At 43.9% G+C, this 26,810-nt stretch carries 23 protein-coding genes and 3 pseudogenes; 2 read left to right on the top strand and 24 right to left on the bottom strand.

Annotated features, from left to right (window positions below; genetic code table 11):
* From AOQ70_RS12825 to AOQ70_RS12755, 15 genes and pseudogenes are all read right to left on the bottom strand, one after another.
* Positions 1-175 (bottom strand): annotated as a pseudogene (locus AOQ70_RS12825) (nickel ABC transporter permease subunit NikB); the annotation flags it as partial.
* 18 nt (positions 176-193) lie between these two features.
* Positions 194-1,815 (bottom strand): annotated as a pseudogene (nikA, locus tag AOQ70_RS12820) (nickel ABC transporter substrate-binding protein).
* A gap of 149 nt (positions 1,816-1,964) precedes the next feature.
* Positions 1,965-3,143, bottom strand: coding sequence for a DegT/DnrJ/EryC1/StrS family aminotransferase (locus tag AOQ70_RS12815; RefSeq protein WP_059376654.1), 1,179 nt, complete (start codon positions 3,141-3,143; stop codon positions 1,965-1,967).
* Positions 3,143-3,829 (bottom strand): acetyltransferase, encoded by a 687-nt coding sequence (locus AOQ70_RS12810; RefSeq protein ID WP_059376652.1) that lies wholly within the window; start codon positions 3,827-3,829, stop codon positions 3,143-3,145. Before AOQ70_RS12810 ends, AOQ70_RS12815 begins: the two co-directional genes overlap by 1 nt.
* Complete coding sequence (locus AOQ70_RS12805) at positions 3,792-4,385, bottom strand: sugar transferase (protein ID WP_059376661.1); 594 nt, start codon at positions 4,383-4,385, stop codon at positions 3,792-3,794. The genes AOQ70_RS12810 and AOQ70_RS12805 overlap by 38 nt, the downstream gene beginning before the upstream one ends.
* A gap of 20 nt (positions 4,386-4,405) precedes the next feature.
* A complete protein-coding gene (locus AOQ70_RS12800; protein WP_059376651.1) occupies positions 4,406-5,920 on the bottom strand; it encodes an MATE family efflux transporter in 1,515 nt (504 codons plus the stop codon).
* Positions 5,921-5,948: 28 nt separating this feature from the next.
* Positions 5,949-6,971, bottom strand: a complete 1,023-nt coding sequence (locus AOQ70_RS12795) for a polysaccharide pyruvyl transferase family protein (protein ID WP_231730873.1) — start codon at positions 6,969-6,971, stop codon at positions 5,949-5,951.
* A gap of 11 nt (positions 6,972-6,982) precedes the next feature.
* Entirely contained in the window at positions 6,983-8,005 is a 1,023-nt protein-coding gene (locus AOQ70_RS12790; protein ID WP_059376648.1) for a glycosyltransferase family 2 protein, read from the bottom strand.
* A gap of 27 nt (positions 8,006-8,032) precedes the next feature.
* On the bottom strand, positions 8,033-9,136 hold the full coding sequence (locus tag AOQ70_RS12785; protein ID WP_059376647.1) for an EpsG family protein: 1,104 nt from the start codon (positions 9,134-9,136) through the stop codon (positions 8,033-8,035).
* 14 nt (positions 9,137-9,150) lie between these two features.
* Positions 9,151-10,280 (bottom strand): annotated as a pseudogene (locus tag AOQ70_RS12780) (glycosyltransferase family 1 protein).
* A complete protein-coding gene (locus tag AOQ70_RS12775; RefSeq protein ID WP_059376644.1) occupies positions 10,273-11,112 on the bottom strand; it encodes a glycosyltransferase family 2 protein in 840 nt (279 codons plus the stop codon). The pseudogene AOQ70_RS12780 and the gene AOQ70_RS12775 overlap by 8 nt, the downstream one beginning before the upstream one ends.
* Positions 11,105-12,253, bottom strand: a complete 1,149-nt coding sequence (locus tag AOQ70_RS12770; protein ID WP_058837589.1) for a glycosyltransferase family 4 protein — start codon at positions 12,251-12,253, stop codon at positions 11,105-11,107. Before AOQ70_RS12770 ends, AOQ70_RS12775 begins: the two co-directional genes overlap by 8 nt.
* Positions 12,219-14,093: a polysaccharide biosynthesis protein gene (locus AOQ70_RS12765; RefSeq protein WP_039181574.1), complete on the bottom strand. Its 1,875-nt coding sequence runs from the start codon at positions 14,091-14,093 to the stop codon at positions 12,219-12,221. The genes AOQ70_RS12770 and AOQ70_RS12765 overlap by 35 nt, the downstream gene beginning before the upstream one ends.
* Positions 14,094-14,258: 165 nt before the next feature.
* Entirely contained in the window at positions 14,259-14,942 is a 684-nt protein-coding gene (locus tag AOQ70_RS12760) for a CpsD/CapB family tyrosine-protein kinase (RefSeq protein WP_024423527.1), read from the bottom strand.
* Positions 14,932-15,663, bottom strand: a complete 732-nt coding sequence (locus AOQ70_RS12755) for a YveK family protein (RefSeq protein WP_024423528.1) — start codon at positions 15,661-15,663, stop codon at positions 14,932-14,934. The genes AOQ70_RS12760 and AOQ70_RS12755 overlap by 11 nt, the downstream gene beginning before the upstream one ends.
* 257 nt (positions 15,664-15,920) lie before the next feature.
* On the opposite strand from AOQ70_RS12755, the gene slrR reads away from it, so the two are divergent.
* A complete protein-coding gene (gene slrR, locus AOQ70_RS12750) occupies positions 15,921-16,391 on the top strand; it encodes an HTH-type transcriptional regulator SlrR (protein ID WP_058837587.1) in 471 nt (156 codons plus the stop codon).
* Between the two features lie 86 nt (positions 16,392-16,477).
* On the opposite strand, the gene AOQ70_RS12745 is transcribed toward slrR, so the two are convergent.
* The 4 genes from AOQ70_RS12745 to AOQ70_RS12730 all read right to left on the bottom strand — a co-directional run bounded on the left by AOQ70_RS12745 (position 16,478) and on the right by AOQ70_RS12730 (position 19,790).
* A complete protein-coding gene (locus tag AOQ70_RS12745; protein ID WP_008347764.1) occupies positions 16,478-16,702 on the bottom strand; it encodes a phage holin in 225 nt (74 codons plus the stop codon).
* A gap of 144 nt (positions 16,703-16,846) precedes the next feature.
* A complete protein-coding gene (locus tag AOQ70_RS12740) occupies positions 16,847-17,746 on the bottom strand; it encodes an iron-hydroxamate ABC transporter substrate-binding protein (protein ID WP_039183325.1) in 900 nt (299 codons plus the stop codon).
* Positions 17,747-17,763: 17 nt separating this feature from the next.
* Positions 17,764-18,765: a FecCD family ABC transporter permease gene (locus AOQ70_RS12735; protein WP_039181585.1), complete on the bottom strand. Its 1,002-nt coding sequence runs from the start codon at positions 18,763-18,765 to the stop codon at positions 17,764-17,766.
* The gene (locus AOQ70_RS12730) at positions 18,762-19,790 is read right to left on the bottom strand and encodes a FecCD family ABC transporter permease (protein WP_180272443.1); all 1,029 of its coding nucleotides are present in this window, start codon (positions 19,788-19,790) and stop codon (positions 18,762-18,764) included. The genes AOQ70_RS12735 and AOQ70_RS12730 overlap by 4 nt, the downstream gene beginning before the upstream one ends.
* A 323-nt stretch (positions 19,791-20,113) precedes the next feature.
* Between AOQ70_RS12730 and AOQ70_RS12725 the strand changes: the two genes are divergently transcribed.
* Positions 20,114-21,523 carry a polysaccharide deacetylase family protein gene (locus AOQ70_RS12725; protein ID WP_059376641.1) on the top strand — a complete coding sequence of 470 codons (1,410 nt, stop codon included), beginning with the start codon at positions 20,114-20,116 and terminating at the stop codon, positions 21,521-21,523.
* Between the two features lie 15 nt (positions 21,524-21,538).
* Here AOQ70_RS12725 and abc-f read toward each other — a convergent pair whose 3' ends face one another.
* From abc-f to opp1B, 5 genes are all read right to left on the bottom strand, one after another.
* Positions 21,539-23,098, bottom strand: coding sequence for a ribosomal protection-like ABC-F family protein (abc-f, locus tag AOQ70_RS12720; RefSeq protein ID WP_197414610.1), 1,560 nt, complete (start codon positions 23,096-23,098; stop codon positions 21,539-21,541).
* A gap of 332 nt (positions 23,099-23,430) precedes the next feature.
* The gene (locus tag AOQ70_RS12715; protein WP_059376637.1) at positions 23,431-24,201 is read right to left on the bottom strand and encodes an ABC transporter ATP-binding protein; all 771 of its coding nucleotides are present in this window, start codon (positions 24,199-24,201) and stop codon (positions 23,431-23,433) included.
* Positions 24,195-25,013 (bottom strand): ABC transporter ATP-binding protein, encoded by an 819-nt coding sequence (locus AOQ70_RS12710; RefSeq protein WP_059376632.1) that lies wholly within the window; start codon positions 25,011-25,013, stop codon positions 24,195-24,197. The genes AOQ70_RS12715 and AOQ70_RS12710 overlap by 7 nt, the downstream gene beginning before the upstream one ends.
* Positions 24,976-25,863 carry a nickel/cobalt ABC transporter permease gene (gene opp1C, locus AOQ70_RS12705; RefSeq protein ID WP_059376656.1) on the bottom strand — a complete coding sequence of 296 codons (888 nt, stop codon included), beginning with the start codon at positions 25,861-25,863 and terminating at the stop codon, positions 24,976-24,978. The genes AOQ70_RS12710 and opp1C overlap by 38 nt, the downstream gene beginning before the upstream one ends.
* Positions 25,864-25,868: 5 nt before the next feature.
* Positions 25,869-26,798 (bottom strand): nickel/cobalt ABC transporter permease, encoded by a 930-nt coding sequence (gene opp1B / locus AOQ70_RS12700; RefSeq protein ID WP_058837582.1) that lies wholly within the window; start codon positions 26,796-26,798, stop codon positions 25,869-25,871.
* Between the last annotated feature and the right edge of the window lie 12 nt (positions 26,799-26,810).

Below are 26,810 nucleotides of genomic sequence, written 5' to 3'. Positions count from 1 at the left end.
CAAATTCACTTCGTTTTTGCGCTAATATTTCATCCGTAGGCTGGATATGAGCCGCTGCTAAATATGCCTCAGCCGGGTCAACTGGCGAAAGGTGAATCATACCAGTTGTGAGCAGTGTGGCTAATAAAAATACAGGAATAATTGATAGCAATCGTTTGACGATATAGCGGCCCATTTCCTTACCTTCCTTCTGTTACTTCAGCTTAATGCCTGTGAAAGGTTGTTCATCACGATTCGCAGGGAATTCAAAGTCTTTCACAGCTTTTTGATAAACGGCTGTCTTTTTAAAATAAGAGATTGGCACAATTGCCCCTTGATCCTGTAAAGAGGATAAGACAGACGAATACAGTGCTTTACGTTTCTTTTCATTTGTTGTTGATGGAATTTCCGTCATTTCTTTGATCAGCTTTTCCTTATTTGGGTAGGCTGAAATGGCTTCTTTGAATCCAAATCCATCTGATGAGAGAACGTTCATAAACGTATGCGGATCATACGGCGCTCCGTAGTTGCTAAAGAAGTTCATATCAAACTTATTGGCTTTAAAGCGCTGAACCTGTGTGGCCAAATCCACACCCTCAAGCTTGACGCCGACACCAACGGCTGCCCATTCGGCTTGCAGCGTTTCTGCCATCGCTTTTGAATCGATTCTGCCGAGTCATACATCATGCTGAACTCAAGCTTTTTCCCATCTTTTTCACGAACGGATTTTCCTTTTGGAAGTGTCCAGCCCGCTTCATCCAGCAATGCTTTGGCTTTATCCACATCATATTTGAAAGACTTCACCTGAATGTTTGACGTATACGGCATGTTTGTCGGCAAGATGTGATCTGCTTCATCCTCTAAACCAGAAGTGACCCCTTCTACCATTGATTTTTTATTGAAGGCATATTGAAGGGCATGACGCACTTTCTCATCTGACAGCTGATCCACTTTTGTGTTCATGACAAGCTGTCTCGTTGCAACAGGCTCTGACATTTTCGTTTCATACTTGCCGCTTGCCTCTAGCTGTTTGTAGGAATCAAGGCTAATGGTTCCTTCTCCGTAAAGTAGATCCACATCACCTTTTTCAAATGCCATGACTCTCGTTTCCGCATCTGGGATAACCTTTACCTTGATTTCTTTTACCTTTGGTTTTTCTCCCCAATAATGATCATTTCGTTCGAAAATAGCATAATCATCTTTCTTATATGTTTTTAAAATCCAAGGGCCTGTCCCCACTGGTTTTTCAATTCCTTTTGACGTATCTCCGTTTTTAGGGAAGCCTGCTTCACCTAAGAAACGAACTGGACGAACAACGGCTAATTCTTGAACAGTTGGATAATATGGTGCTGTTAATGTGAGTTTAAATGTCTTTTTATCAACGGCTTCTGTCTTTTTGATTTTCTTAATGACACCTAACCAGCTATGTAAATCTTTATTTTTTAAAATCGTATCAAAGTTCTTTTTAACAATATCCGCATTAAATTCAGAGCCATCTGAGAATGTTACTCCGTCTCTTAAATGGAACGTATACACCTTGCCATCCTTTGAAACATCCCATGATTTCGCTAATTCTGGTTTCAGCTTTCCATTCTTTTGATAGCTCACCAACGGCTCATAAATCATTGATTGTGCAAACAATTGTGATGGGTTGTATACGTGTGGATTCATTTCACCAATATCTCTTGGCCACGCCATAGTGATCATGTCAGGGTGATCCTTGTTTCCATCCGCTCCATTGTTTGTTTGAGAGCATCCTACTAATAAAAAGAAAATAAGCAGGAAGGGTAACACAGTATTTATTTTAATTTTAGGGAAATAATTCCAAATAGTCATAAGTTGCTCCTCCTAATTGATGCTGATAATCATTTTCATTTTAAGGAGGAAGGGAGCCCTTGTCAATATCATATTTGAAACGACATGACAATACTTATTCCTAATTATTCCACAAAATGAGGAATTTGATAGAAAGAGAGGAAGGCTGCTTACGAATGAGCAGCCTGTGAAGAGGTAAATGTTTTTTCTCGCAGCATGTCATGAAGTATATGGATGATACGCTCCTGATCTGCATCTGTCATGCTCGTTCCAGACGGGAGACAAAGCCCCCTCTCAAATAACAGCTCGGATACAGGCGTCCCTTTTTCCGCAGTATAAAAAGGGCAATGACGAAAGAGCGGCTGCTGGTGTAGCGGCTTCCATACATGCCTTGCTTCGATTTGTTCTTTTTCTAAAGCAAGAATGATATCTGCTGGAGACAATTTTGTATCACGATCAATGGTCAATGCCGTCAGCCAGCGGTTGGATTTCGTTTCTTGATATTCTGGCATCAAATGAAGACCATCCGCTTCTGATAAAGCGTCCTGATAACGCTGGAAAATGCGGCGCTTTTGATCAACACGCTCGTCCAACACTTCCATTTGAGCAATCCCGACCCCTGCTAAGAGGTTGCTCATACGATAGTTGTAGCCCATCTCTTGATGCTCATAGTGCATGGCTTGTTCTCTGGCCTGTGACGCAAGAAAGCGGCATCGTTCAATCGCAGCCTCATCATCACTCACAAGCATTCCGCCCCCTGATGTTGTAATGATTTTATTTCCATTAAAAGAATAGATACCGAACCTGCCCATTGAGCCGCTTTTCCTTCCTTTATACAGCGCACCTAACGATTCAGCCGCATCCTCAATGACGGGTACATCATATGCTTCACACAGAGCCATGATTTCGTCCATTTTTGCACTTTGCCCATATAAATGGACGACAATGACCGCGCGAGGTTTTTTACCAAGACGTTTTGATTCAACAAAGGCTTTCTCTAAAGCAAGCGGGCACATATTCCACGTCTCCCTTTCAGAATCAATAAAAACGGGCGACGCTTGTTCATATAAAATCGGATTTGCCGTTGCAACAAACGTGAGGGTGGAACAAAAGACAATGTCTTCTTTTTGTACACCTATCAGCTTTAAAGCAAGGTGAATCGCCGCTGTTCCTGAGGATAAAGCCGCGCCTGTCTTCACTCCTGCATAGTCCGCTACTGTCTGCTCAAATTCATTCACAAGCGGTCCAAGCGGCGCAATCCAGTTGCTCTTGAAGGCTTCCTCTATTTTGAGATACTCTTTTCCGCTCATATGCGGAGGAGATAAGTAAATTCGCTTCTTTTCTTTCATCACTTTCCACCTTCTTTCCGATCTTTGATTTCCATTGCAGGAATTCCTACCGCAACCTTCTGATCATGTATATCTCTTGTCACTGCTGCTCCAGCGCCAATGACCGTCCAGCTTCCAATCGTTGTACCCGGTGTCACGACGGCACCTGCCCCAATATGTGCACCCTCCCGCACGGAAACACCGCCAGTCAGAACCGCGCCTGGTGACAGGTGCACAAACGATTCGAGTATGCAGTCATGCTCCACGATAGATCCTGTATTCATAATCGCATGCTCACCGATGGCTGCATCTGCTTGTACCACTGCCCTTGCCATCACGACAGTCCCCCTTCCAATGACAGCTGACGGACTTATGACCGCCTCTGGATGAATGAGTGTGGCGTACGCTGTGTTTTCAAATGAGAGGCGTTCCTTCATGAGCTGTCTGATCTCATTTTGTCCGATCGCAATCAGCCATTTCATATGTGGCATGGTCTTTCTCAGCTGCTCACTCATGTATATCGGTCCATACAAAATCCCGCTTTGAGTGACCACTTCTTCAAATTGATCATCTAACACCGCACATAATGAGTAATCGGAATGTGCAGAAATGAGATCTTGGATGACTTTGCTATGTCCTCCAGCCCCAATTAAACCAATGGTTTGCTTCTTACATATCGGTTCCTTTGAATTTTTCAGCTGTGGCATGATCCGGCTGCTGCACCCCCTCTGTTTTCATGACTTTCAGCAAGGTCATCCATAGAATTTTCATATCGAGCCAAAACGATTGATGCTCGACATACCAAAGGTCATAGGTGAATTTCTCCTCCCAGGAAAGCGTGTTTCGGCCGTTCACCTGTGCCCATCCTGTTATGCCGGGCTTTACAAGATGACGCCTTGCTTGTTCTTCTGTATACATAGGCAAATACTCCATCAAAAGCGGTCTTGGCCCGACGAGACTGAGCTCTCCTTTGAGTACATTGACAAGCTGCGGCAATTCATCAAGACTAAGCTTTCGAATCAAGGCGCCGGTTTTTGTTAAACGCAGATGATCTGGCAGCAGCTCCCCATGTTCGTCGCGTTCATCGGTCATTGTCCGAAATTTATAGAGCATAAAAGGCCTACCATACAGACCAGGCCGCTTCTGCCGAAACACCACAGGCGTTCCAATTTTCCATCTAATGAGTCCATAGATGAGAAGAAAAAGAAAACTGCCTGCGATGAGCAGCGTCAATGCCACCATCACATCGATCATTCTTTTCATCATTGCATCTCCTTTTCATATTAGCGGGAGACCGCATGTTTTACCTTACGCATCAGCTGCATCCGCTCTCGTTTCGTTCCTGCAAACACATACAAGTAGCCCATATAGAGAATGAAACAAAGCCCGCCAATACAAAACAGCTCCCACCATGAAGTCACGTTATATACCGCTTGAATTCCTGCGCAGACGCCCCAAATAAATAGCGCTCCTGCAAGCGGAACCAGCGTATGCTTGTAAAAGATAGTGCGTTTCTGATTCGTGATGCTAGCCGTATAAAATGGCAGAAACACAATATTTTTGATCAATAAAACCATTGCCCCCGCTGATGCAATGCCATATAAACCGAGCTGCAGCATATGAGTCAATCCATAGGCAAAAAGCACATTAGACACACCTAATATAAGGGTGACAACCGCAGGAACTTTAAAACGATTAAACACGGTTGGCACATATGTGAGCGGTAAAAACATCAAGGTCAAACATAAATAAGCCGCATGAATCATGAGAAGCCATTTCAGCTCCTCAAAAGCAGGGCCAAGCCATAGAAGCATGAGCGGACCAGCGAGACCTCCTAAAAGCGCGGCTGGGAACGCAACAAATAAGCCGCTCCACTTAATAGCATTTGCAGCATATTGAATAAGTCCCTCTTTGTCCTGATTCGAATAAAATTTCGTAATTGTTGGTGCAAACACAACGGCCAGTGTTCCTGCCAGTGTGCGTAATAATAATGGAAACTGTAAAATCGCCGCATATTTGCCTGTCGCTTCAGCTCCAATGAGCAAGTTGGTCATCAATAAATCAATTTGTAAAAACAACAAAATCCCCATTTGCTCAAATGAATGCCAGACCCCTGATCGAACAAGAGTGAGACTAGACGATAATGAGACATGCCGCCACTTAAACGAAAACCAAGGGATGAGTTTTTTAAAATAATAGATACCGATTCCCATAGCCGCTAAGCTTCCAATGACGGCCGCAAGTGGAATATGCCAAATGGCTGGTGTCGTCCATGTAAACAGGATGATAATCATCAGTGCTCTCAGAAACATTTGAATTGCCTGTCCAACACTTGATACATAGAGCTTATTCGCATAAAACGGTGCAGCCCCAATGCCAGACATGACGAAATTGAGCATAAATAAAAGACCCCCTAAAATAAAGGCGGTCTGTGTGTCTTTTGCGAGATGATCGGGCACATGAAGCCACTCAACCAGCTGATGAGATATGAAAAGACAAAGCAAAAAGAGACTAATAGATAGTAAAAACGAACTGACGAAATAGGAAGCGAGATAGCGCTGCGCCTTCTCCATCTCTCCTTTATGAGCCGCCACAGAAAAAAAACGCACAACAACCGCACTTAACGAAGCGGTAATGACCGATAAATAGTTGATCATATTTTGCGTCAGATGGATTAAGCCGAATGCTTCCACTCCAAGCGTATGAACAATATAAGGTGTTAAACAAACAGACATGAGCATCATCAGGACAAATGTGATTAAGTTCGCACTGGCATTATAAAGAAACGCTCGATTCATTGTGCTTTCACGCAGCGTTTAAGAGCCCTCATCCAGCTTCCTCTCCCTTTTGACCGCTTGTTTTCATCAGCTGATGAACGGCCTCTTTCACAGCGGCCTCATTTGGTTCTTTTAAAAGGGTCATAAACGGAAGGTGAGCCACCCACTCAAATCCCTCCATCACCTTATGATCAAACGATCTAAGGACAACACACGGTGTATGAGTGATCGCACAAAAGATCATGCCATGCAGACGATCTGTCACGACGACCTGCGTTTGTTTTAACTCCGTCCACAAAGACGTTAACTCCTCCAAGCGAGTTGTTCGATCGACCCGTCTGCCAATTGTCGTTGTGATCAAACCGACTTGATCATATGTCTCTTGGATATACTGCTGCAGCTGCTGGCGCTCCTCCTTTGTGAGATATGCTTCTTGATCCTCACGCAGACAAAGCAGAACCCCTTCACGTGTTTCATCCTTTGATGATTCGTCTAATGACAGCACCATATCAGGCTGTTTCCACACATCTTGATCAGGAAAATGCTGCTTCATCCATTCATAGGTTGTTTGATCTCTTGCCATGAGGAGCAGTCTTGGGTGCTGCTTATACGTGTGTATGGCGCGGCGCTCCTCCCTTTTCCCTTCCTTTGTTTCTGTAAAATGAACAGTAGCAGGCAGCTGGATCATAGGATAGGACTTGAAGGTCTTGATGATAAATTGTCTCGTCCATTCTTCGTATCGGTATAAATCACCCATATTGCCCCCACCGATCATACAGACGATGTCTTCTGGGTGCCGGCTGCGCTTTAGCGGACGAGCGAGGCGATAGATCTCTTTCATGTCCACTTCTATGATGTCATAGGCTGGAAAGTGTTTCTTTAAAAAACAATAACTCGCATAGGCAATCGCATGATCCCCCAAATTATCATGTCCCGGCAGCAGCGTGAGAATGATTTTCTTCTGATGACTCAGCTCTGGCAGTCTTTTGCGGCTCAGTCTATACTCAAGCGGATATTTGACCTTTAAGAGCAGCCACTCTGCGGCGTTTGCCTTCAATTGCTGCAATGTCAATCCCATCACCCCTATTTCCTTGTCTGATATTCGATCCATTTTTGATAGCTAGAAGCCGCAGCAGAAAGCGGATAAATCAATCGGCACTTAGCAAGAAATAAAATCATACGCTTTCGAACTGTGAGCTTCGATGGTTCCACTTGTTTAACGGCATGCTGGAAAGCATCGTGTGTCACCATTTCCCGCATGTGATCAAGCTTTTCCTGAATAGAGAGGTCATTTTGGCTCTTCCATTCGTTGAGCATACAATGAAGCGTATGATTGACGATAAAAAAGTCTAATGCTTTCTCATACAGAGAGATGTCATCATGCTCTTTTAAAAACGAGCGCTGTGCATGATAATAGGTCAGTCCATGATGAAAATACTGCTTCTGATATCGCTGTACAATAGATGACAGATGAACCCTGTAGTAATAAAGGGGCTCATGAACAAAAGCGATGCTGCGTGATAAAGAAAAACAGCGCAGCGTCACATATTGATCTTCAATGTTCTCAAGCTCCCCCCGCAGCGGAAATCGAATGTGATGTTCTTCCATAAAGGCACGCCGATACAGCTTATTCCATGAGAATCCAGTCAAGTCTCCGTGTAATAACGCTTTGATTAAATCCGTTTTTTCGGCTGACCGCTTCTCTAACAGCGTTGTTGGTATCGTTCGCTTTGACTGTTCAAATTGAATCCAATATTCACTCACAACAAGATCTGCCCCGGTCATTTCGGCTTTTTCGTACATGGCTTCACAGTAATGAGGAGCGAGAATATCATCTGAATCCACAAAGGCGAGGTACGTCCCTTTCGCTTCCTCGATGCCCCGGTTTCTCACAGCGCCTAACCCTTGATTGGATTGATGGATTACCCGGAAACGCTCATCACGCTCAGCAAATGCTTCAAGCCATTCACCGCTGCGGTCGGTCGATCCATCATTGATAAGAATGACTTCTATATCGGAAAAGCTTTGATCTGCAATTGATTGAAGACATTGCTCCACATATTGACTCGTATTGTAAACTGCGACCAATAGACTGATAGCTGGCATTACAGCATGCCCCACCTTTCTTCAAATCTATTTATTAAATATCGTTCTATACGGCAAAACCGAAGAATCGAACGGCATCAGCATGATGCTGTACAGAATATAGCAAACAGCAATCCCTACATACATAAACACATTAGACCGCTGATCAAAAATGCGTGTGAAATATGGCAGTAAAATGAGCTGATACAAGCCAAAGTAAATATGAAATCTTGCATAAATGACATCTTTCGTTGCAAGGATGCCAAACAAGAAACCAAGCAAACAAAAATTCACAACGTAATCACTCTCAGGTGTCAGCTCACGAAGTCGTTTTCGATAAAAGAAAGCGAGCAGAAGCGGCAAAATCAAGACACCGATTTTTGTCACATTCATTCCATTCGTATTCGTTGTGAGCCATTCCTCGTAATGACCATATGAACTTCCTTGCAGCATCACGACAAACACTGAGACAAAACGGTCATAAAGCGCGGTTAAGCCTAAGAAAATCAGGCATAAGAACAGCATCATCCAAGACCAAGCCTTTGTCCTCACAATAAAATACACAGGAATCATGATGAGAGCCGATGAATGAAACAATGAACATACAAGGACGAGCGGAAAATACAATTTCCACTGACCATTGATCACCAACCGGATGGCATAAAAAAGAATCGCTGCCACCATATACTGACGCATGCCATTAAATGACGCATAATAATGAAAGGTCCCAAGAAAAAGCAGCATACTGAGCTCAAATGGACGGCCATATTGAATAAGCGTCTTGATAATAAAAAAATAAGTAATGGCTCCGACTGAGATATACATGATTTGCGGATCATGAGTCAGTTGATTAAGCATCCATAAAATAAACGTAAACCCTGGATCCGTTGCGGCTTTATCCACACCGAATCCAAATATATGCCAAGGCTTTTCATAGTTAATGGAGAACTCATACATCTGTCCATATGTGACAAAATCGGTTCCTACTTTATACCGAATACCAGACACGATACAAAGAAACAAAAACGGAAAAAACACAAGAAGCTTGTTAGGCCGCCATCCGCTTTGAATGGTATCATCACGTCTGCCGTAAAATGCGGCAAAGCTCGACCATAAATAGACCATGATCATGTTCACCAAATAAACCGCCATCTGCCATTCCTTCCTTACAGTCCATATAGATTCATCACACGTGTAATATTCTGTTTCACATCAAATCCTCTTTGTTCAAGCTGTGAGGTAATGGTCTCTTGAAGAGGAGGTTCTGCATGATATGCTTCAAGCACCGCCTTCATCCATTCATGCGCGGAATCTCGCAGCGACATCCTTTTCACAAGCCCGCAGCCTAAATCTACTTCCTCTGTAATATGATCTGAAATCACACAAGGCAGCCCAGATGCCTGTGCTTCCACTAATACAAGCGGAAGACCTTCAAACAAGGAAGGCATCACAAAAACATCAAATGCTTTCATATACTGTGGAACGTCTGATACGACGCCTGTAAAGACAATGTCCTCCATCAAGCCTGCCTTCTCCGCATATGATTCGACTACTTGCTTCAGCGGTCCATCTCCTACGAGGACAAGCTGAAATGAAACGCCTTGCTTCTTTAAGGTCTGGGCCAGCTCCATAAAAAAACATGATTTTTTTGCTCATGGAACCGCCCAATATGACCGATGACCATGTTTTTTTCGTGAAGATGGAGCTGCTTTTTGATCTCCGCCTTTTCGTCTGGATCAGGCTGAAAAAAAAGGGATAAATCAATCCCATTTGGCAGCACCTCAACTTGCCCGTTCTGCATTTTTTTCTGTCCAAATAAAAAGACTCCGGCATCCTCGCCGCATGCAACAAGCTGTGTAGAGAATGCAAAGATCAGCTGGCGAAACCCTTTGAGCATCATATGATCCAGCCAGTTTGGCGACTGCTTCCACGCTGTATTATGCGAATGGCAAATGCGCACCTTCACACCCGCTAGTTTTGCAGCAAATGCGGAGAAGCCTGTCTGAAAATCCGTATGTGCATGCACGGCCTGATAGGGTCCTGTTTGCCTAATTGTCTTTGTCAATGTTTTCACAAAAGCAACCGGAGAGGACGCCCCAATACTCGGGACATAAAAGATGCGTCCCCCAAGCCCGCGAATTTCCTCATCATAATCACAGACGTCCTGCCGGTGGGTAATGAAATCAAATTGAAGGACATTCCTGTCGAGTGCACGATAAATGTTCATAATCATCGTTTCAGCTCCGCCGCGGTTCATCCCGCCCACAATATGAAGCACGCGCTTTGGCTCACTCATCCCGAACAGCCCTCCTCTTCAGCATAGACGACGCCAGCTTCCGGCGATGATAAAGCTTCATGACCTTCGGTGACAAGCAGGCACGGACCACCGGTTTTAGAGCAAATAAATAGTCAAGCGGCGATAGCTTTAATAGCCAGCATGCTTTCAAAACGAGCCAGGCATTATCCATCGAATATCGAAACTTTCGCCGCTGAAAGGCTGCTTCATCCTCTCTCACAAGATATAACGGCTCTTGTAAATTAAAGCCTTTCCTCCCAGCAGCAAAAAAGCGAATCCAAAGATCGATATCTTCCATCCGCCTTGTTGTTTTCACAGAGCGATATCCATTTAAAGCTTTGTAAGCAGAAGCCCTCATCATAATGGTCCCATGACAAAAAGGAGTTCCTCTTGCCATCACCTTCCGATCAGGCTCTGAAACAAGTGCCCGCACACCCCTTGTTCCCGTTTCATCAAAAACCGTCATCGCCGTACCGACCACATCGTATTCAGGATATGTATCGAGGAAATGAACCTGTTTTTCTAAACGAATAGGCACCGATAGATCATCGCCATCCTGCCTTGCAATCAACTCTCCCCTCGCTTCAGCCAGACAGCGATTGAGACTGGCAGCGAGCCTTTGATTTTCTTGATTACGGATCAGGCGAATTCTTTTAGGATCTCGTTTTGTATAAGACAGCACCTTCTCATAAGTGCCATCTGTTGATGCGTCATCACATATGATGAGCTCCCAGTTTTCATATGTTTGATGAAGAATGGATTCAATACTTTCTTCTACTGTCTCTTGGCAATTGTAGACACCCATGATAATAGACACCTTTGGTTTACGCATGCTGTATCACCTTCTCTGCTTGATCCATATAAATTGTATAAATTTCTTCCATTGCACTGACCGTCTGCTCCTGTGCAAATGCATGAGCGATAGAGCGTCCCGCTTTTCCCATGAGAAGCAGCTGATCCTTTTTGTCATAGAGCTGCTGCAAGTAATCAGCTAAACCATTCACATCCTGCGGTTTAACTAAAAAACCATTGACGCCATGTTTGACAAGCTCACAATGCCCTCTATTCTCCGTTGCAATCACGGGTTTTTCTGCCGACATCGCTTCAAGCAGGTTCATGCCGAGCCCTTCTCTCAAGCTGGTGGAAACACACACATCGCTCAAATGCATCCATTCCTCCATTTGTTTGCAAAACCCAGCAAAGTGAACATGCTTTTCAAGCTGGAGCTGGCGGGTAAGCTTTTCATAGTTTGGTCTCATTGTCCCTTCCCCGGCAAACACGATCTTTATATTTGGTATTTTCCTAGACAGCTGTGCACATGCTTTGATGAGCATTCCTTGATTTTTATTCATGTTTAATTCGCCAGCACACAGTACGATAAAATCTTCCGCAGAAAAGCCGTAGGCTGCGCGGAGACGCTGTTTCTCTTTTTCATCAACTGGTGCGAACCGTTTCATATCCACACCCATACCAGGCACATAATAAACAGATGTCCGCTCTTTTGATAGACGGTCTGCTCTTTTAAAATCCTCCCCATTAATGGTGATCAGTGCGTCTGTATAGCGAGCAAGAAATCTCTCAATTGGATAATAGAGCAACCAGTTTTGAAGCGGCGCCCCCTGCCAAAAGTGAAAGCCATGTGCCGTGTAAAGAACCTTCGTTCCTTTTTTGCGCGCGCCCTTGGCTGCAAGCCTGCCAATGACACTTCCCATTGGTGTGTGGCAATGGATGAAATCATAGTGCTCTTTCGCTAACAGCTTCTTCAGTTCTACATACGCAAGCCGGTTGCGGACATGAAAAGGAGAGCGCTGAATTGGAATCGAGTGAGCTTGATTCACATAGGGCAGCTCAAGCTGGCCATTTGCCGCTGTATGCACTTCCCATCCTTTTTCCTGAAACCACCGGAAATATGGAAGATGAAAGGCCTTAAAGTGATAATCAACCGTTGCGCAAAACAAGACTTTTTTCTTCATTGGCAAGCGGCTCCTCCTCTCGTTTCATCTGTTCGGACAACATATCATGCGACTCAATGGCCGCAAATAATGCTTGTCTCATTTGCTCTTCACTCATCATGTCAAATTCATGGATAAAGCGGTTCAGCACATATGGGTCACCATCCAGCGCATGGCCGATATGAATTTTCGGGAAGATTTGTTCCTGTGCTTTTTCATGCTGGTTCAGTAGTTCTTCGTACATTTTCTCCCCAGGACGAATGCCTGTGAAAGTGATCGGAATCTGGTCTGTGGTGTAGCCTGAGAGGTGAATGAGGTTTTCTGCGAGGTCTACGATTTTCACTGGCTCCCCCATATCTAAAACAAAAATCTGTCTTCCTTCTGCCAGTGCACCTGCCTGAATCACAAGCCTTGATGCTTCTGGGATGGTCATAAAATATCTTGTCATGGCTGGGTGCGTGACTGTCACCGGCCCGCCTTGCTCGATTTGTTTCTTAAAAATAGGGATGACGCTCCCTCTGCTTCCAAGTACATTTCCAAATCGAACGGCGACAAATTTTGTTTCGCTGCTTGCCCCCATTTGCATAATCAGCATTTCAGCAAACCGCTTAGTGGCTCCCATCACATTGGCAGGGTTGACTGCTTTGTCAGATGAGATGAGGACGAATGTTTCAATGCCGTGCTCGTGTGCGGCTTCCGCGACATTTTTTGTGCCGATAATATTGTTTTTCACAGCTTCTTTCGGACTGATCTCCATGAGCGGAACATGCTTATGTGCCGCAGCATGATAAATCATATCCGGTTGAAACTGACCAACGATTTCACTCATTTTCTGTTTATCTTGAATATCCGCAATTTGTGGATAGAGTCTGATGCTGTCTCCATATAATTCTTTCAGCTCTAGTAAAATAGAATGAATGCTAAATTCTCCATGTCCCACAAGTACAATCGCTTGAGGAGCAAACACACAAATTTGACGGCAGATTTCTGACCCAATTGATCCGCCTGCCCCTGTGACCATGATCGTTTTTCCTTTTAAATGAGCAGATAGACGGCTCGTATCTAATTGAATCGGTTCTCTCCCTAGTAAATCCTCTGGCTGTACATCCCGTAATTGATTCAGCGCATGGGTTCCTTTTAAAATCTGCTCCATTTCCGGCATGATCTGTGTTTTGACTCCAGTCGCTACACATTCCTTATACAGCCCTTTTAAGGTGTGGCTGCTTTTAGATGGAATGGCAATGATGATCTTCTGAATATCCATCATCACGACAGCTGTTTGAATTTGTTCTTTTCCTCCTATGACAGGCAGACCCATAATTTCAAGCCTATGTTTCGTCTTGTCATCATCGATGAAGGCGACTGGCTCAATATGTACATCACTCGATTGCTGTAGCTGACGAACGAGCATGGTCCCCGCTGATCCGGCGCCAATGATTAATGCCCGCTCCTTTTCTGCCTGAAGCCGCTTTGCTCCGTCATGAAATAGCCTGGAAGCCATCCGAGAGGCACCGATGAATAAGATATGAAAAAGCCATACGATGAATAAAAACCGAAATGGCCATGTCTGCACGAAAAGGTACAGCATCGTCATCGAAAATAAAAAAGAACACACAAAGGTCTTCATTAAAGAAAATAACTCTCTTACTCCTGTATAAGCCCATACTTGCTTGTACACATGAAATATGCAGGCAAATAGATGGTGCCCAATGAGCAGACTGAGTGAAGAAATGGCGAGCATTTCAAATGTATAAACGGTTAAAGCCGCCTCTTGGACAAATTGAAAACCAAAAAAGACGGCAACTAAGATGAGATATGAATCTAGTGCTACGATGATTGATAATCTTTGGGCGTAAGTCAACGCTCCTCCCCCTTTTTAAAGCATCACTATTCTTACGTAACATGGGCATCAAACCCGTCCTCACATCCCACTACTGATGACGAGCATCTAAGGCACCGGTTGTGCCCACAGCAGGATCGAGTGCCTCCATTGTTAAAGATTAGGAGACATCACCTATCAATCTTTTTAATACATGTACAGCCTGCCCTTTTTCTCTTTCTTGCCATTTAGCATAGCTCCAAGCAGTTTACTTGTTGTTCCCTCTAATACTTCTTTTGATTTCTTCACAGCAGCAATCTTTGTTTTGCCGCTTAAGACAACGAGAATGCTCCCATCCGTCCGGTTCGCCAAGATCTTTGCATCTGCAACTGGCAGAAGCGGCGTGGAATCAACAATCACCATGTCATATTGCTGTTCAATCTCATAAAATAGCTGCTTCATCACAGAAGAGGAGAGCAGCTCTGCTGGATTCGGCGGAATGGTTCCGCTCGGAAGCAGCTCTAAATGTTCAATCGGTGTCGGTAAAATTGCTTCTTCCAAGCTGCAATTATTTAATAGCACATTTGTCAAACCGGTGTGATGACTCAGGTCAAAATATTCATGAACGGCCGGCTTTCGCAAATCAGCGTCCATGAGCAGCACCCGCTTGTTCTGCTGTGCAAAAACAGCTGCTAAGTTTGCAGCCGTAAATGATTTCCCTTCCTTCGGCAAGGAGGAGGTCACTAATATCGATTTCAGCCTTGTTTGGATCGATGTGAATTCGATGTTTGTTCGGATCGTACGGAATTGTTCCGCAATGACAGAGTGAGGATTTAATACAGAAATACAGGATAAATCTCTCTTTTCTCTCTTCTTCCTCTTAAAGATCAATGTTCTGTCCTCCCGTTATGACGGACTGCTTGTCTTTTTTGGCCCTCCTGTCTGCCTGCATCTGATAGACACTGCCAAGGGACGGCAATCCGATCTCTTCTCTTATTTGATGTGTTCGTTTTACAGTATCATCGAGTAAATTCATTAAGAAAATGAGTGTCATTCCCCCTAATAAAGAGGCGCCTAGTGCCAGAACGATATGAACGAATTTTCTCGAATTCATCAGAATCGTGTTGGACAGCTTGGCTTCAGACAAAACATTAATGCGATCCATATTCATTGTTTTTTTGATTTCTTCTTGCAGCACCTCTGTTGCAGTATTCGCAATGGCGACTGCCTTCGCGCGATCCTCATCTTGTACAGAAATATTGATGACCTCAGACTCATTTTCTGTACTTGTGGCAATTTTGTGTTTTAGTCCTTCTGCTGATTCTGTGAGATGGAGTGTTTCTTTTACTTTTTCAATGACGATTGGGCTTTTTAATAAAACTTGAAAGGTACGTGTATATTGAAGGTTCATCTGAATATCGTTTAAATCTGCTTGTGCGTCATTGCTGCGTTTATGAACAAGAATTTGAGTGGTTGCCTGATATACAGGAGTCGAGACATAGAACTGATAATAGGCTGAAATGCCCGTTACGATCAGGACAATCAGGATCAGAAGGGCCATTTTCTCTTTAATGACAGAAAACAGCTGCTTAAAACCTATATTCTCATTCATAGATACCTCCCGATTTCATCATAAAAAGGTTATATATGGTTTCTTTTTGTTAATGATTGGATTATAAAAGATAATACCCGCAAAGAAAAATGTCATAATAGGTCTTATAGTTCTTTTTAAAGAACGAAATCGTTCGTTTTCTTTTGTTTACTTCCTGATTCTTACGTTTTTGAATTTTATAAAGAACAATTTATTTCTTATAATGAACGAAAAGGTCGCAGAACTATTCGCCGGGGAGAAGGGAGATCATTGATCGAATGATAGGCAAGGTGATACGCATTTACCGAAAGAGAAAAGGATACTCGATTCAGCAGCTGGCTGAGGATGCTCATGTCTCTAAGTCATATTTGAGCAAAATTGAGCGTGGTGTCCACAGGAATCCATCTGTCCAGTTCTTAAAAAAGGTATCCTCTTCATTAGAGATTGATTTACAAGAGCTGTTTGATGCAGAGACGATGATGTTTCATTACACTGAGGGTGATGAACACGAATGGCGGGAGCATATCGTCAATGCCGTCCAAGCCGGCATGCCTAAAGAAGAGCTCTATCAGCTGCTCCAAACGTACCGAAAGGAGCAGGAAGAAAAGTCAATACATGTCACCCATAGAAAGCTGACTGACTCAAATATTGCAGAGTGGAAGCGTCTAATGAGTGAAGCGAAGGCAATTGGCTTAAGCATTGAGGAAGTAAAAGCTTTCCTCAACAACATGGGAGAACGCAGGGCGTAAGCCTTTCAGGAAGAATGATTGCGGGGAGAGGCGTTTGACGCTTCGATGAAAAAGAGCCTTTGATTCATGAAAGGCTCTTTTTTCTCTTATTCTTCTTTTTTTGTTCGTGCTTTTTTCGTTATATCATTGTTTTTCCAATAGGCCCATAGTGATGTAATTCCTAGAAAGGCCAGCGTGATGAATTGCTGAACGCCTTCTTCATCAATAGGAATTGGGCTTTTTCCCGCAGCGGTTAGCGCACTGTTAACAAGCGCCAGTAAAAGCAGCACAAGCCTTGCAATTGTACCTGCACTAATTTTTTGAACCTTCAACTGTAACCCCTCCCTTTCCTCTTCTCACGGGCGGTATTGCTCGTTCTCTCTCATATGTATGCAGCGGCCGAATGAATAGAAGAACGAATCAAAAAAAGAGACATCATTCCTATACGCGGAATGATGTCTGATTTCATTTGCTATTTATTTAGAAAACATCTCTTTTGCTTCATCCAATGCCATTTTATTGCCTAGAGCTGAGTAATCGAGCCATGGCTGATCGGCAATCGGATAGACTTGGTTTTTCTTCACTGCTTTTAGACCCTTCCAAATTGGAGTCTTTTCTAATTGCTTGAATGCCTGCTGTGCTTTATCATCACGGTTGACGACAACAAAGATCGCATCAGCATCATAATCAGGAAGAACCTCTTGAGAAATCACTTCAAATGGGCGCTTGCTGTCCAGCTTTTTCACACCATCGACAGGTGTCAGGCCTAAATCATCGTATAAAATAGGACCCATTGGGCGCTTCATGCTAAATACGCGAAGCTCCTTTGCTGTCACACGGATCGCCATAACTTTTCCGTTTCCAATCTTTTTCTTGATGAGCGATTTGACTTCTTTTGCTTCTTGATTGTAATTCTTAATATATTGGTCCGCTTCTTTTTCTTTATTGACGTGTTTGGCGATTTTTTTCAAGTGATCCCGCCATGTGCCATCATTTAAATTAAACACTTCTGTTTTGGCGATCTTCTTATATTTCGATAAGTCTTGTCCGGCTAATTCTTCATCAACATAAATGACATCTGGTTGTAACGCAAGCAGTGATTCCATATCTGGATCAGCTGCAATGCCGAGCTTCTTTGTCTGACTCAGCTGCTTTTTCGCATGTGGAAGGAAATCTTTTAAGTCTCCTCCTACAACAGAGCCCGCTGGTTTGATACCGAGGGCTAACAAGTCATTTGTTAAATGAATGGACAAGGAAGCAATCTTTGGTGTTCCATTGGTCTTTTCATTTGTTGTATTCTTTGTTTCCTGTTGTCCGCAAGCGGCAAGCAGCAAGAAACAGAGCGTTAATCCAAACACTAGTAGTTTTTTCATGATGAGTTCCTCTTTCATGTTTATTTCGTTTTAGTTAATAAATAGAGAAAATACGGGGCACCGATAAAGGCCACAACCACACCCGCTGGTATCGCATTTGGAGCAAAGATGGATCGCCCGATTGTATCTGCACTGACCAAAATCAACAAGCCAAGCAGCGCACTAACTGGTAAAAAATACTGATGCAATGACCCGACCAGCCGTCTGGCCAAATGCGGGGCGACGAGTCCAATAAAGCCAATACCGCCTGTCATCGAAACACTTGCACTCGCGAGGCCTACCGCTAAGGTCAGCAAGAGGAGACGTTTACGCTGGACTCGTACACCTACACTTGAGGCGACAGCGTCTCCTAATGTCAATGCATTGAGCGTGTTTGACTGCATCAGCGTAAGCGGCACAAGGCATACAATCCAAGGCAGAAGTGCCAGTACATGAATCCAGTCTCTCCCCCATACATTGCCCACAAGCCATCTCGAAGCAAACGTGTATGTATCTTCATCCAGCTTCAATGACAAATATAAGGTGAGTGCACTAAATCCCGCAGCAACCGCAATGCCAACTAAGATCAGACGGATAGGAACAAGCCCCTCATGCCGGTCATATGCAAGAAGCACAATAACCGCTGCCGCAAGCAGTCCGCCGCCAAACGTAAAGAGCGGAATAAGAAGAGACGGATTGCCTTCAAGTGCATGAAAATATGTCACAAACACAATTAAGCCAAATGCTGCCCCTGCATTCAGTCCAATGATTCCAGGATCAGCCAGCGGGTTACGGGATAAGCTCTGCAAAATGCCGCCAGCAATGCCAAGACCAATACCAGCTAACATCGTCACCACGATTCGAGGCAGACGATAGTCAAACAGCACCGTTTCACTTTGGAAATCTCCAAAGCCAAATAACGTCTTGACAACCATAACAGGGCTGAGTTTCAGCGTACCGGTATTTAAACTATACAGCACAACAGCCGCACTCAGGCAAAGCAAAACGACTGTCACGGCAAGAGCACGCTGTTTCTCTCTCATGACAGGTTCCTCCCTTCTTTTCTGGCAATGTATAAGAAGAAAGGAACACCAACAAGTGCCACCATCACGCCAATGGCAAGCTCTCTTGGCGGATTGACTGTACGGCTGGCAAGGTCTGCAAAGACAAGCAGCATTGCGCCTAATATCGCTGACATCGGAATAACGAAACGATAGTCTACACCAACAAGCTTTCGTGCAATATGCGGGATGACGAGACCGACAAACCCAATCGACCCGACGGCTGATACAGAAACCCCTGCTAATAACACAGCAGCGGTCATGCCTAGTATTCGCACTTGTCGAGTTTTCACCCCTAAATTCGCCGCTGTATCTTCACCGAGCGATAGTAAGGAAAGTGACCTGCCTAATAGTATTGCCCATACGATCACAATCAGAATGACCGGAGCAAGAATCGTCAGCTGCGGCCATTTCACACCAGCTACCCCGCCTGCATACCAAAAGGCCAGATCCTGACTCAGATCAAAATAAATCGCGATCCCAGAGCTGAGCGCATGAAGCAATGCGGCGACAACCGCTCCCGCTACAGTGAGACGCAGCGGTGTCAATACGCCGCCAGCCGCCCCAATCGCAAAGATCAGTAGCGTACTGAGCACAGCACCAATAAAGGAAAAAAACATCAGTGCCGAATAAGGCATTCCTGGGAAAAAAGCAAAACAGAGAGCGACCACAAACATCGCACCGCCATTAATACCCAAAATCCCCGCATCTGCCAGTGGATTTCTTGTGATGCCCTGCATAAGAGCACCCGCTACGGCAAACGCCGCTCCCACTAGAGCTGCCCCTAAAACACGTGGAAGTCTTAATTCATGGATGATCTGCTGCTCTGTGACATTTGACTGGTAGTCAAATACAGCTGTCCAAACCGTTTGCAGAGACAATGTTTTTGCACCGTATGACACAGCAAAAAACATGGCAGCCGCTAAACCAATAACGGCGAGGAAAAATATTAAAAAGAACAGAATATGTGATGATCGCTTTTGTTGAGGTTTTCGCTTATCCTGCAAAATCGGTGTCATCCTTTTCTTCATTAAAAGTCAGTTTGAAAATGAGAATCATAATCAACAAAATTATAGCCGCCAGCCTCTAAAAAATCAATGTACACCCTATTTTTTAATTAATGAAGGTATGTGCGGAGCAGAGAAAGGCGGGGTTCTTTTTGCCTCATAGAACGACCTATCATGTTTTCTCATATTTTAATAGGAAAATAGTTGACATTTTGCATGAATATCCACTAAAATTACAAAAGTAAGTCAAATGTTATAAAAATATTACAAACAGATGTCAAAATAATAAAGAATGACCCGTCATGAGAGGAGATTTGAAAGTTGTGTCAGTAAAGGGAAAATGGAGTATCGTCCTATTTGCGCTTGCAGTCGTCATTGGAGCAGTTGCTTTCTTTCAAAATCAACAAGCAAGCGGTACAGAAAAGAAAAATGTAAAGCAAGATACGAACTATAAAAACGTGGAAATTGTCACTCTCGTAAATGACGGGAAATTTATGAGATATGCAGTCAACTATCCTCTTTTTCATCAAAAAGAGCTAGATGACAAGATTCAAAGCTATGCCAATTCAGCATTAGAGCATTTCAAAAAAACATTCAGCGAAGCAAAGGATATCGATGAACATAAACGCTATGAACTGAATATTGATTATGAAATGGTGCATTATGCAAAGCAGTCTGCTGCCATTCGCTTTACGACCTATACGTATACTGGTCAGCAAAATGGAACCACCAATCATCTCACGATTAACTTTGATTTTCAGAAAAAAACCTTTCTTGACACAAAAGATCTATTTCTGCCTAAAACCAATTATTTAAAGAAATTATCCTATATTACATATACGGAGCTTCGAAAGGACAAAACCTTATCTAAGGATCAGCCTCTCCTTCAGAAAGGAACAGCCCCTGATGCTCAAAACTTCAGTCAATTTGCCTTGAAAGACAAATATGTAGAATTTTATTTCCCTGCATCTCAAGTAGCCGCAGAGGATCTTGGTTCGCAAACACTCGCAATCAAAAAGACATTGCTGAAGGACATATTAAAGCCAGAATATATGGATAAAATCAAAAATAAAAATGAAATGAAAGAACCGAACCCAAAAAGAAAAGCCGTCAAGCTTCCGCAAAAATCAAAGCTTGACCCGAATAAAAAAGCCATCGCACTCACATTTGATGATGGACCGAATCCAGCGACAACTTCAAAAATTTTAGATGCGCTGAAGAAAAATAAAGGACATGCCACCTTTTTCGTCTTAGGCAGCAGGGTGCAGTATTATCCTGGAATGCTTGCCGACATTCTAAAAGGCGGGAATGAGATCGGAAACCATTCCTACAATCACCCTTTATTAACAAGACTGCCTTTAGAAGAAGCCGTGAAACAAGTGAAGGACACCCAGCAGCTGATTGAGAAAGCAAGCGGATATACACCTACGCACTTTAGACCGCCATATGGCGGTACAAATCAAGACATCAATGAGGCGATTGGGATGAAGGTCACTTTGTGGGATGTTGATCCTGAGGATTGGAAAATCCGCAACAGCCAGCAGATCACAAACCGCGTTCTCTCACATGCAGCAGATGGCAGAACAGTGTTAATGCACGATATTTATGAAAGCTCAGCTCAAGCAGCAGTAAAGATCATCCGTGAACTCACCAAACAAGGCTACCAGCTCGTCACAGTGAGTGAACTTGAACAATTAAAAAAAGAACGACATGAACAAACCCCTGTAAAGTAAACAGGGGTTTTTGTTTTATGACTCCAAAGACTTTTTTTGCTTCAATAATGCTTGAAATCTCTCTTCAAGCTCTTGCGACGGCTCAATACTTAAACGGCTGAGCACTTCAGACAGCTCCATATCAATTAACAGAAGCTCCTCATCTCTATTTGTCACAGCTGGTTTTTCTTCCTTTTGTTTATATGCTTCATATGTGCCATCAAATCCTTCAATACGTTCCTCATGAATATGGAAAATACGAGTGGCAACCTCCTCAATCAGCCTGCGATCGTGGGAAACAAACACAACGGTACCTGGATAATCTTTCAAGAGACCTTCAAGTGCTTCAACTGCGGCCAGATCTAAAAAGTTCGTCGGTTCATCCAGCATGAGAACATTGGCATCACTGACAAGTAAGGACGCAAGCATCGTTTTCACCCGTTCTCCCCCGCTTAATACGCCAACAGGCTTATGCACATCATCCCCTCTAAATCCTAGTCTCGCCAAAACCGTTCGAACCACTGTCTCTTCTTGAACCGCCTCTTTCAGCGCATTTTGTAAAATCGATTCATCTACCTTCAATCCTGAAAGATCCTGACGGAAGTACGCTAGCTTGACAGCCTCTGAGCGAGTAACTCCGGGATGTCCATTCACTAACATACGGAGAAATGTCGTTTTGCCGCTCCCGTTGTTTCCGATAATGGCAACCTTGTCTCCGCCCCTCACTTCCACATTCGCCTGCTTCCAAAGCACTTTATCGCCCGCCTTGCCATCTACATTTTCCACTCGCAAAATGGTACGGCTAGCTACTTCCTTCATCGTATGCTGAGTCATTTGGATCGGCTGAATGTCCTTTACTTTCTCAACCTTTTCTAATTTCTCCATCCTGGTTTCAATGGATTTGGCTGTTTTTTGCAGCTTTTTTTGCTTATTTGCATAGTAGGGCTTTGCAATTTTAGGTCCTGAGGATTTCACCTTTTGGGATGGCTTTGTCGCTTTGTCCGCCTTTTTCTTTTTCTTTTCCAGTGCATGCTCTAATTGTTTTTTCTTTTGTGTATAAGCTTCGTACGCTTCCACCTGCTGACGATGTGCCAGCTCTTTTTGCTGTGCAAAATGTGTGTAGTTGCCTTTGTAATGATGAAGCTTCCCATGATCCAGCTCCCAAATCTCCGTACATATTGCATCTAAAAAAGCACGATCATGTGAAACAACAATGAGAGCTCCTTGATAATGACGCAGCTTATCTTCCAGCCACTCAATATGCTCTGTATCCAAATGAGTTGTCGGTTCATCTGCTAATAAAAGGGCTGACGGCCGGCTTAATGCTCTTTCAATATAAGTCTGGGTCATTTCACCGCCACTCTGTCTGCCATCTCCTTGTTTCAATTGTGGAAGCAGGGTACAAGTCGCAGTGGCGGCCACCGTGCCGCTGTCTGGTGTTTCTTGCCCCGCCAGCACATGCAATAAAGTCGTTTTGCCGCTGCCATTTGTCCCTACAAGACCAATGCGATCATCTTGATGAATGGCTAGTTCCTCAATATCAAATAACAAGCGATCTTTTCGAAATACCTTTAACTGATTGGCTTTTAATAACATCCAATCCTCTCCTTTCATATCAGGAGACATGAAAAAGCCTCCCATTCTCAGAATAGGAGGCAAAATGGTGTACAAAAATAAGCGGATTGATCCAGTATGGTGTGCCGTTCCAATTTGAACACACACATCCCACGTATCAAACACCTCATTCTTTGATTCCCAAGCTGTACCATCCTATTCCGAAGCTAAAAAATGAAAACGCAGCAAACATGGCAAACCGATCGTTTGCTCACTGCCTTCGTTCATTCATTTTGCTTACAGGTCATAGGATTAGTACTTCATTGCATTGGGTCACCCTTCCGTCGTTTGTTACGTATACGATAAAAGATTGGTTATTTTTTGTCAAGCTGAAAAGGCATAAGTGAGTCGATTAACTGGAGTGTAAATGGATGGGACACTTCAAACAATTCGTCCTTTTTGCATTCCTCCACTAGGCTTCCTTCATGTAAAAATAGAAGACGGTCACATAGATACACCGCTGCTTCTACATCATGGGTAATGAGAAGGATCGTCATGTCTAGCTCTTGTTTTAATGTCTCAAGCAACTCCAATATTTGTACTTGAACAGAAACATCCAGTGAACTCAGGACTTCATCTAGTATGAGAATGGATGGGTGCGTTGATATGGCTCGTGCGATGCACACTCGCTGAAGCTGACCGCCGCTTAGCTGATGAGCATATTGATTCAGTACAGACGAGGGCAGCCTGACTTGCTGAAGTAATGACAAAACTTTCTGATCCAGATTCTGATTCTGCTTTAACAAACGCATCGGTTCTGCTACGATCTCTTTCACCGTAAAGGAGGGATGAACAGAAGATAGATAATCCTGAAAAACAACACTCATTTTCCCCCGATTCACCCTCCGCCACTTGTCAGCTGGCATGCCATCAATCTGTACCTCGCCTCTATCTATTTTTTCTAAACCGAGCAGGATACGTGCCAATGTACTTTTGCCACTGCCGCTCTCACCGACTAATCCGGCACATTGTCCTTTTTCAATTTGAAACGAAACGTTTGATATGCGGTCTTTTGGTTTCTTTTGATGTGAAAAAAGACCTTTCTTCTCACCGTGTTTGACTAGATTTATAGCTGTGATCAACATGGAAACGCCTCCGCTCTCTTCTGCTGCCGCAGTGCTTTAATAGGAGCAGATAATCGAAGCCTCGTCTCCAGTAAATGCTTTGTTTGGGGATGCTCGGGTGATGTGAACACTTCCTTGGCTGACCCATGCTCAAGCATCACTCCTTGGTGCATGACCATCAACTCATCGGCGATTGCCTGAACGACGCCTAAATCATGCGTTATAACGATCAAGGTGACACCGGTTTCTTCCTTTAGCCTGTGTAATTGTCTGATGACTTCACGCCGATTAAAGGCATCAAGCGATGCAGTTGGCTCATCTGCAATGATCACGTCAGGAGAAAGCATCAACGTGATGCCAATCATCACACGCTGAAGCATTCCTCCAGACAGTTCATACGGGTATTTTTTCATCAAATCATATGGATTTTTTAAATGAACACGTGCAAGCCCAGCCATAGCATGTGCTTTTGCTTCTTTCCCGCGTAAGCCCAAATGCTGCTGAAATGTTTCCAATATTTGATGACCAATCGTTTCGATGGGATTGAATGCATTCATAGCATCTTGTGAGATGAAACCTATTCGTTTCCCCCGCCATTGATGTGCTTCTTGATTTGTCAATGTTTTGCCGTAAAAAATGATCGTTCCTTCCACTTCTAGCGAAGGGGCGACAAGGTCAATTAACGCTTTTGCGAGAGTTGATTTTCCACTGCCACTTTCTCCAATGACGGCTAAACAGCGTTGTTGGTGTAAAGAAAATGTGATATTCGTCACTATATTCTTTTGCTGCTGTGGATCATGTACGGACAGATTTTTTACGTCGATTAAAGGCAAATGGCCTCACCCCTTTCTTTCTTGCATGATGCATGGCAGGATTCGCGGCATGCTGAAGGCTGTCTCCTAAAAAGTTCAACGCCATGACCACAAACAAGATGGCAAGTCCAGGCGCAAGCATATGGGCAGGATGTGTCACCATGACATTCTTCGCCTCGTTGAGCATCATACCCCATTCTGGTGTAGGTGCACTCACACCTAACCCAAGAAAAGACAGTGCTGATATATTTAAGATTACCCAGCCCGCATCAAGTGTCGCAAAAACAGCAATTTCTCCTGAGATGCGAGGAAATAGATGTCTCCTCAATATGTAAAAGGGTGTGCCGCCAGACACCTTCGCAAACTGAACAGAAGGTTCATTCGCATATTGAAGGACAGATGAACGAATCATTCTTGTATACCAGGCCCATTTCGCTAGGACATTCGCCAAAATAATATTGAATAGTCCAGGTCCGAGGATTCCCACAACCGCAAGGATCATCACCTCTGCTGGAAAGGAAAGCATGACATCACACAGCCTCATCAAAACCCCATCCACCTTTCCTCGAAAGAATCCCGCCATGAGTCCAAGTACACTGCCAATGAGCATCGTGATACACATCGTCAGCATGGCCGCAAGCATTGTTGTCCGAATGCCATATAAAAGGCGAGACAATACACATCTCCCTAGATGATCCGTTCCTAGTGGATAAGTAAGACTGATACCGGCATATTTTTGAAGAATGTTCGTATTTGTTGGGTCATGTGGTGCTAACACTGGTGCAAACAGTCCAGCTAATGCGACAAGTGCTAACAGCCAGATTGAAAGAATCGCCATACGGTCTTTTCTTAATTGATGCCACCCTATCATCGTTGTCAGACCTCCTTTCGCAACTGCGGATTCATGGTCATTTGGATCACATCAGCGATGAGATTGCACATAACAAACAGGAACCCCATCACAAACAAATAGGCTTGAATAATAGGGAAATCAGCATGGAAAATAGCTGTTACACACAACCGGCCAACCCCTGGCCAAGCAAAAAGGTTCTCAATAATAACAGTTCCTGCAATGAGCTTTGGAATAGACATGCCAAGTGCTGTCACCGCTAATTGCAGGGCATGCCTCATGACCTTCAGTTGAACGGTTCGTTCCTTTAAACCACGTGCTCTTGCGTAAAAAACAAAGGGCTCGTGCTGAAATTTTAGAATTTGATTGCGTATCAGTCTCACATAGGTCGATAAGTAGCCAAATGATAATGTGACAGCTGGAAGAAGAATCGATTTGAACCCTTCCATTCCACTCGTATTGACCCAATTGAATTTGACAGAAAAAAGCCAAATCAACAATATCCCCAGCCAAAAACTAGGCATTGAAGCGGCGATAAACACAAAGGCTCTCAAGATCCGGTCCACCCAGGAATGAGCAGCATATGCACAAATCACCCCGAACAACAAACTGAGCAATATGATCAAAAAGAGCGCTGCTCCTGCAAGCTGCAATGTAGCAGGCAGCGCCTCCATGATAAGATTAAAAACCGGCTCCTGTGTGACATAGCTCTTACCAAAATCACCTGTTAATCCATCTTTAAGCCATGTGGCATAGCGGATGAAAAACGGCTGGTCTAAACCTAACTCCTGACGCATCGATTCAATCATTTCTTCTGTTGGAGTGACTTGATTCACCCGCAAAGCGACCTCAGCTGGATCACTTGCCCGCATCGTCAGCAGGACAAAAGCAAAGAAGGTGATGAAGATCATAAGCGGAAAAAGCATCAGTATTCGTTTTAAGAGATAGCGAGTCATGTCTCTACCTCG

The sequence above is a fragment of the Bacillus sp. AM 13(2015) genome (assembly GCF_001518755.1).
Lineage (GTDB): Bacteria > Bacillota > Bacilli > Bacillales > Bacillaceae > Bacillus > Bacillus safensis.
The sequence above is the reverse complement of the archived record's forward strand: the minus strand, read 5'-3'. Positions and strand labels throughout refer to the sequence as shown.